The 6,493-nt window shown below is 33.9% G+C and carries 10 protein-coding genes; 3 read left to right on the plus strand and 7 right to left on the minus strand.

Going from position 1 to position 6,493, the window contains the following annotated elements:
• Positions 1–130: 130 nt before the first annotated feature.
• Positions 131–1,054, minus strand: a complete 924-nt coding sequence (gene cysK / locus F8154_RS05285; protein WP_151860562.1) for a cysteine synthase A — start codon at positions 1,052–1,054, stop codon at positions 131–133.
• Between the two features lie 145 nt (positions 1,055–1,199).
• Here cysK and F8154_RS05290 point away from each other — a divergent pair, with 145 nt between their 5' ends.
• Positions 1,200–1,562 carry a sulfite exporter TauE/SafE family protein gene (locus tag F8154_RS05290; protein WP_207706836.1) on the plus strand — a complete coding sequence of 121 codons (363 nt, stop codon included), beginning with the start codon at positions 1,200–1,202 and terminating at the stop codon, positions 1,560–1,562.
• Positions 1,559–1,918, plus strand: a complete 360-nt coding sequence (locus F8154_RS05295; protein ID WP_151860563.1) for a sulfite exporter TauE/SafE family protein — start codon at positions 1,559–1,561, stop codon at positions 1,916–1,918. Before F8154_RS05290 ends, F8154_RS05295 begins: the two co-directional genes overlap by 4 nt.
• A 16-nt stretch (positions 1,919–1,934) precedes the next feature.
• On the opposite strand, the gene F8154_RS05300 is transcribed toward F8154_RS05295, so the two are convergent.
• From F8154_RS05300 to F8154_RS05310, 3 genes are all read right to left on the minus strand, one after another.
• Positions 1,935–2,333 (minus strand): CoA-binding protein, encoded by a 399-nt coding sequence (locus tag F8154_RS05300; RefSeq protein ID WP_151860564.1) that lies wholly within the window; start codon positions 2,331–2,333, stop codon positions 1,935–1,937.
• 49 nt (positions 2,334–2,382) lie between these two features.
• Positions 2,383–3,027, minus strand: a complete 645-nt coding sequence (locus F8154_RS05305; RefSeq protein ID WP_279237161.1) for a YigZ family protein — start codon at positions 3,025–3,027, stop codon at positions 2,383–2,385.
• Between the two features lie 248 nt (positions 3,028–3,275).
• Positions 3,276–3,713, minus strand: a complete 438-nt coding sequence (locus F8154_RS05310; RefSeq protein ID WP_151860566.1) for an NUDIX domain-containing protein — start codon at positions 3,711–3,713, stop codon at positions 3,276–3,278.
• Between the two features lie 172 nt (positions 3,714–3,885).
• Here F8154_RS05310 and F8154_RS05315 point away from each other — a divergent pair, with 172 nt between their 5' ends.
• Positions 3,886–4,356 carry a DUF3189 family protein gene (locus F8154_RS05315; RefSeq protein ID WP_151860567.1) on the plus strand — a complete coding sequence of 157 codons (471 nt, stop codon included), beginning with the start codon at positions 3,886–3,888 and terminating at the stop codon, positions 4,354–4,356.
• 44 nt (positions 4,357–4,400) lie between these two features.
• Here the strand turns inward: F8154_RS05315 and F8154_RS05320 are convergent, their stop codons facing one another.
• From F8154_RS05320 to obgE, 3 genes are read right to left on the minus strand one after another with little or no spacing between them, the layout of a single operon-like run.
• A complete protein-coding gene (locus F8154_RS05320; RefSeq protein ID WP_151860568.1) occupies positions 4,401–4,697 on the minus strand; it encodes a YhbY family RNA-binding protein in 297 nt (98 codons plus the stop codon).
• Positions 4,698–4,714: 17 nt separating this feature from the next.
• Positions 4,715–4,897 (minus strand): hypothetical protein, encoded by a 183-nt coding sequence (locus tag F8154_RS05325; RefSeq protein WP_151860569.1) that lies wholly within the window; start codon positions 4,895–4,897, stop codon positions 4,715–4,717.
• Between the two features lie 22 nt (positions 4,898–4,919).
• Positions 4,920–6,206 (minus strand): GTPase ObgE, encoded by a 1,287-nt coding sequence (gene obgE / locus F8154_RS05330; RefSeq protein WP_151860570.1) that lies wholly within the window; start codon positions 6,204–6,206, stop codon positions 4,920–4,922.
• Between the last annotated feature and the right edge of the window lie 287 nt (positions 6,207–6,493).

The raw sequence follows: 6,493 nt of genomic DNA on the forward strand, positions 1-6,493 counted from the left end.
TCTTTCTATATCTTATCAATTTACATATATTATATCATAATAATGTCTAAATTATGGTGGACATGGTTAAAGACTTACTAATCAATTTCTTAAGCTTTAGTAAAGATTAATTAATATTTGCTTATGCAACTTAATCTTCAAAGTTAAATAAAGCTGTACTTAAATATCTTTCACCATTTGAAGGAGCAATAACAACCACTTTTTTACCTTTTCCAAGCTCCCTAGCAACCTTAAGACCACCTAGAATGGCTGCACCTGAGGATATTCCTATAAGTATTCCTTCAGTTGCTGCAACTTTTCTGGCGGTGTCCATAGCTGCTTCATCTTCTATTCTTATAACTTCATCAATTACATTGGTATTTAAAATACTAGGTATAAAGCCAGCACCTATTCCTTGAATCTTATGGGGGCCAGGTTCACCTCCTGATAACACAGGGGATTTAGCAGGTTCAATTGCCACAATTTTAATGTTTGTATTTTTTTTCTTGAGTATTTCACCTACACCAGTTATTGTTCCTCCTGTACCTACACCCGCCACGAATCCATCAATGTCTCCATCCATTTGCCTCCAAATCTCTTCTGCTGTAGTCCTTTTATGAATATCTGGATTGCCATAATTCTCAAACTGCTGAGGCATAAAACAATTGTTTTCCTTTGCCAGTTCCTTTGCCTTTTCTATAGCACCCTTCATACCCTTTTCACCTTCTGTTAAAACCAGCTTTGCACCATATGCCTTAAGTAATTTTCTTCTTTCAATACTCATAGTATCTGGCATTACTAATATAATACCATAACCCTTTGCAGCGGCTATCATTGCCAGTCCAATACCAGTATTTCCACTAGTTGGCTCAATAATAACAGAGCCTTCTGTTAAAAGGCCTTCCTCTTCTGCCTTTTCAATCATCCTTAGTGCAATTCGATCTTTAACACTTGAGCCAGGGTTAAAAAACTCTAGCTTTAAATAAATGTCTGCCATTTCAGCATCTACAATTCTATTAAGCTTTACAATTGGTGTCTCTCCAATTAGTTCATAAATGTAATTTGCTTTTTTCATTTAAACCACTCCTAATTCCGAGTATTTCTATATGTTTTTACGACTACTATATGCCACACTTATTTATATGTCAATTATAAGATGAATATTTATTATTTTAGTGGATAAATTAAAGTTAACTATTTACAATGAGGTGACCTCTTTTATGGATATAATACTATGGCTTAAGCTTTTCTCTGTGGGAATGGTCGCCGGAATAATAAATGGGCTTTTTGGTGCTGGAGGTGGCACAATTATTGTTCCAGCTTTATATTTTTTATTTGGAGTCTCCCAGCATAAATCCCACGCAACAGCCATATCTATCATTTTACCCTTCGCCATAGTCAGTAGCTTTATTTATTATAAAAATGGCTTTTCTGCATTGGATATCACCTTAAAAGTCGTAGTTGGTGGGGTTATTGGAAGCTACTTAGGCTCCAGGTGTCTAAATCTATTTTCAGCTAATTATCTTAGGAAGATTTTTGGAGCATTTATGATTTTCGCTGCCTTAAGGATGATGATTTCATGAGCTTAATTTTTTTAGGTCTGATTACTGGATTTATTGGTGGAATGGGTATTGGTGGGGGTACAATTTTAATACCTGGCCTTATATTTATTACTAACTTAAGTCAACAGACAATACAAAGTGTTAATTTAATCTCCTTCTTGCCTGTTGCTTCAATTGCACTTTATATACATACTAAAAATAAGAATGTAAACTATAGAATAGCTATACCAATTGTGGTTTTTGGTTTGTTGGGGGCATGGCTTGGTTCAAGCATCGCCTTAAAAATTCCTTCAAATTCCTTAAGAAAGCTATTTGGTATCTTCTTATTAATTATGGGTGTATATGAGTTCTTTTATAAAGAAAGTAAAAAAGAATAGCTAATGTTAGCTATTCTTAATTTTCATCTAATGCAACCAGTACACAATCGTAGTATACATAGTTTAAACCATATTCTTCTGCCTTCTCTATAACCTCTTCATTAAAGGTTCCGGGTTGAAACCAAACATATTTTACACCAATATCCTTTATTTCTTCAAGCATAGATAAAGTTGCTTTAGGATTTACCACAACACTTATACAATCTGGTACTACGGGTAGTTCCTTTAAACTATTGTGTATTTTTTCACCATCCACCTCATCATATTTAGGGTTAACACCATAAACCCTATAGCCATGCTCCTGTAACTTACTAAAAATTCTATAACCAAATTTTTCTACTGCTGGAGTTACCCCTACCACTGCCCAATTTTTCTTTGATAGCATTTCTTTTTTATTCTTTTCTATTAAATCCATAATAATCGCCTCCTAAAATCTATATACCCAAGTTTTATTATTTAATTACCTACTTAAGAATTTTTCCTTCTATTTCAGTTAAGTATTCTGTTTCACCCTCAATTATGATGGCTTTATCATTTGTCCAATCTATGGCAGCAGCCTTGAAGCCTTCTACTTCTGTGTTCCTTACATATAAGTTAAAGGCTACATCTTCTTGATAGACAGTATCTTTAATATAATAGCCCTGTTGAATAATTTCATTTTGAATTTTTCCTATAAGACTATAATCAATTTTTAGTGTAATTTGACTATATAGTCTTTTACTCACTATTTTGCTAGCAGCTAACCCTAATTTGGCTGCTTTAGTATAAGCCCTAACAAGTCCACCTGCCCCTAGCTTTATACCACCAAAGTATCTGGTTACAACAACTACAACATTTTTTAAATCTTCTTTTCTGATTACCTCTAATACTGGAATACCAGCTGTACCCGATGGCTCTCCATCGTCACTATATCTTTGAACTTCATTATCATATCCTATAGTATAGCCATAAACATTATGGTTAGCATCCTTATGCTTTTCATTTACTCCTTTAATAAAGTCTATAGCCTCCCCTTCTGTTTCAACAGGAGCAGCGTATCCTAAAAATTTTGATCTCTCTATAATTATCTCATCCATATTTTCTTTTAATATGGTTTTATACTTTTCAATCATAACATCACTGCCTTTTATTTTTATAGGGAAAACTTAGTTCAGATTGAGTTTTAACTCCACCTGAGCTTTAGTTCCGCTTACTTTTTAGCTTGGCGGTACTTATCTCCCGCTTAAAGAAGTAGGAAGTGGGAGTGTTAGTAACGCCGCTGAGATAAAAATTATATCATAGGTTATATATTTTGGTAAAGCTACAGACAATAAAATGAAGCAGTATATAAACTGCTCCATCCTTTACTTAGCTAGTGTTAAATTGCTAATGCTGATTTTTCTTTCTTTAAGTCTTTATACTTCTTATAGGACAGACTGACTAATGACTTATCTTGACTGTAGGTAATCATCTTTAATGCTTTAACTACTGGATAAAAGCCTCCATCTTTGAAATTAAGGGTTTTATCAAGCTCCACCCTTTTAGATTTAGCCTGCATAATGTACCAAATAATTCTATTGTTTACGGGTTTTTGTCTTGAAATTGAAAAAAATTCGTAACTGGTTTCTCCTGCTGTCGAAAGTATTTCAGCTTCAACTCCTGTCTCTGCCTTAACACGCTTTACCGCTACATCCGACGAAAGATCACCATTACGAATTAATCCTTTAGGTAGTACCCATTCGTTCTTTTCATTTTTTATGAGCAAAACATGATTTGCATAAAACACTACTCCACCAGCACAATTTCTAAAAAGCATAGGGCAATCCTCCTTCCAATGTTCTTATTTATATTTTACACCAAGATATGGTTTTTTACAACTTTTTTTCTGAATATTAACTCAAATAATCTTGACTTTTTTTATTTAATAATTATGTCTTATGTAAGAAATGCTAACTATAGTTGATAATATTATAAAGAGGGGTGATTTAATGCACGTTATATATCATTGTGTTGGTGGTGCCCACTCGTCAGTTGTGGCAGCTACTATTCATTTAAATCGTTTACCTGTAGATAAAAAACCAACCGTTGGTGATTTGCTAAATATTCCCTATTATGATACATTAACAGTTCGTGATAGGGGTAAGATAATTTACAGAGGAACCGATGAAAGGGGTAACAAAATATATACTATGGGTCGACAATTTGTACCACATCTAGTAGTACCAGTTGTGAAGGATACCTGGAGGGTAATAAATGGTACACTTGATGATTTAATGCTTATATCTACAATGTCAGCAGTAAATCCCTTAATGAAGCTGGGTGGAATGGCTTCAAGGCGCCTAAATTGGGTGAGCTTTGGTAGACCTATAGTTGCAAGGGGAACAATACAGGCCTACTTTGATATAGTTAAAATTGTAGAGGACACTAAGAAAAAACTAGCTGGCTTAATTGAACTATAACATCAAAAAGAGAATCCTGTTGGATTCTCAAGTGTAATATTTGTTTAACTTTTTGGCAACTGAATTCTAGGGTTATTTATAGATCTTCTGTAAATAACAAACTTATTTCCTATAGCCTGCACAAATTCCGCATTAAGCTTTTCAGCAACTTCATTTGCAGTTTCCTTAGGATGTAATAAGCTATTATCTAAAATAGTAACCTTTACTATTTCTCTAGCCTCTAAAGCTAAATCTAATTGCTCCAGAAATCTTTCAGTTACTCCCAATTTGCCAATTTGAGTAATAGGCTTTTCATTACTTGCTATTCCCTTTAAATAGCTTCTTTGTTTTCCATTTAACATTTATCTACTCCTTATCTCTATACCTCTACTTCTTTTCTTGATTTTCTTCTATGGGACTCATACTCTTTAACGCCCTTCTTCCATCCAGTTCGCACCTTTTCTAAAGTTGATGCTTGTGTATTAATAACAAAATCATTTTTAGCTAAGCAAAAATATGTTTTTGCATTTAACTTACAATTTTCACAATTAATACAGTCCATACCTTTAACTTAACCCCCGTCTCTAATCATAGTACTGAAACTCAATTTCACCAATTTTTACATTGTCTTCTTCTTGAATACCTAGCTCCTTTAGTTCATCTATGATTCCCCTCTTTCTTAATACTTTTTGGAAGTAAGCCAATGAATCCATATCATCAAAATTTGTAGAATTTACTAGTCTTTCTACAAAATTGCCTTCAATTATATAGGTATTTCCTTCTTTAGCTATAGTAAATAGCTTTTCCTCTTCTGGTTTAAATTTATATAGCTTTTCTTCTTCATCTATTGTAGCCTCTACAGTTATAGTTTCCTCAATTTCCTTCAGTTTTTTAGCAGCAAAAACCATTAATTCATCTATTCCTTTTCCTGTTGCAGCAGATATTGTAAACAGCTGTATATTTTTACCCTCCAGCAGGGACTTAAGTCTTACAATATTTTCTTCAGCACTGGGTATATCTACTTTATTGGCAGCAACTATTTGAGGCTTATCCCATAGCTTTAAGTTATATTCCTTCAATTCTTCATTTATCTTTTCATAGTCCTCTATTGGGTCTCTCCCTTCGACACCTGCTGAATCCAAAACATGAATTAACAGCTTGGTTCTTTCAACATGTCTTAAAAACTCATGGCCTAATCCAGTACCCTTATGGGCTCCTTCGATAAGTCCAGGTATATCAGCCAATACAAAGCTATCACCATATTTTGTTTTAACAACTCCTAAATTAGGCGCTATGGTTGTGAAATGATAATTTGCAATTTTAGGTGTGGCACTTGTAGCAACCGATAAAAGAGTTGATTTCCCTACATTAGGGAAGCCAATTAATCCAACATCTGCTATAAGCTTTAACTCCAGTATAACTGATCTTTCTTCTCCTGCTTCACCTGCAATAGCAAAATTAGGAGCTTGACGTGTAGAGGTTTTAAAGTTGGAGTTTCCCTTTCCACCATTTCCTCCCCTTGCAACTATCACTGGCTTATCCTTCTCTGTTAGGTCAGCTAATATTACTCCTGTTTTTTCATCCTTAATTATTGTACCTGGAGGAACCTTAAGTATCATATCCCCTCCATCTTTACCAAACATATTTTTGTTCTTACCATCTTCGCCATTCTCAGCCCTATAATGTTTTTTATATCTAAAGTCCATTAGGGTTTTCATACCTTCATCAACAATAAATACTACATTACCACCTTTGCCGCCATCGCCACCGGCAGGACCACCAGCAGGAACATATTTTTCTCGACGGAAGGCAACAGCGCCGTCCCCCCCTTTTCCTGCCTTTAAATGAATATTTGCCTTATCTATAAACATCAAATCACCCTTAATTTTTATTATGTAGTTTACTAACTTAAAGCATTTTAATAATTTTATTATATCAAGTAAATTACTACTGTCAACAATATTTATTATATCCAGCTATTTGATGTTAATTAATAAATATTTTATTATATAAAAACTACTCTCTTAAAAGGGCTTAAAACCTTCTTATCTGATTCCTGTATGATCATCCTCATACATGGTTCCCTTTATAGCTATGTTTGCATTTACTTCATTACATAATGGTTCATTTGGTGTTGATGCGTTATTGGCTACAGCCT

This window comes from Alkaliphilus pronyensis, from assembly GCF_009017275.1.
GTDB lineage: Bacteria > Bacillota > Clostridia > Peptostreptococcales > Natronincolaceae > Alkaliphilus_C > Alkaliphilus_C pronyensis.